The sequence below is a fragment of the Methylobrevis pamukkalensis genome (assembly GCF_001720135.1).
Lineage (GTDB): Bacteria > Pseudomonadota > Alphaproteobacteria > Rhizobiales > Pleomorphomonadaceae > Methylobrevis > Methylobrevis pamukkalensis.
Genome location: NZ_MCRJ01000299.1, coordinates 1 through 720, shown reverse-complemented (window position 1 = coordinate 720; position 720 = coordinate 1). Strand labels below are relative to the sequence as shown.

The following is a 720-nucleotide window of genomic DNA, read 5'->3' as shown; positions in this document are numbered from 1 at the left end:
GACCGTCTTCTGCCAGACCTGCTCATCGACATCGGCGCGGCCCCAGTCGACTTCCTGATTGACGATCTTTCCCGCATATCCGACCGAATACCCGAGGCCGGTCAAGGCTGCGGCGAGAGATGTCGTTCCGGTCCTCTGAAATCCGATGCAGAAGATCTTCTTGTCAGTCAGAAACGGCATTCCGAAACTCCGGTTTTACAAAAGTTCTCATTCCGCACACCGAGGGCAGCCCGGGACAAACCCCGCAATCACGAACCGGCTTCACGGTGGCCGTATACGGCCGACACGGTCGGCAGACCTCGGGACCCGTTCGTCACATGATGGCCGGACAACAGGCTTGTTGACTATCAGAAACTTGTTGCAGACGCGAAAAAAAGCCGGCTCCGCGCGAGTCGGGGTCTCTCCACCCGATCGGCGGACCAGTTGCGGACATCGGACCAGAGCAGGGTCCACCCGGCGCGGCGCGACCAGCGGACGGGCACGTCAGGAAAGGGAAGCCAGAATCGAATGGGGCATCCGTCCAACGACGAATGCCCCACATTGTCAGCCACGCCGGATCACTCCGCGCGACGCAATTTCAACGGAAGACGATCACTCGTCGTCCGAACCACCCTTCGACGCAAGCGCGAGGGTCGCGGCCTGCTTGGCGTTGGAGATCCGGCCGCTGGCGATAGCACTGAGCACAGTCTTGTAGAGCTTGCCCTGCGCCTTGCGCGCCTT

1 protein-coding gene is annotated in these 720 nt (G+C 61.1%); it reads right to left on the bottom strand.

Features of this window, described 5'->3' with window-relative positions; genetic code table 11:
• The coding region (locus tag A6302_RS20640; RefSeq protein WP_210183431.1) for a sulfotransferase at nucleotides 1-180 on the bottom strand (180 nt) is incomplete at its 3' end.
• Nucleotides 181-720 lie beyond the last annotated feature (540 nt).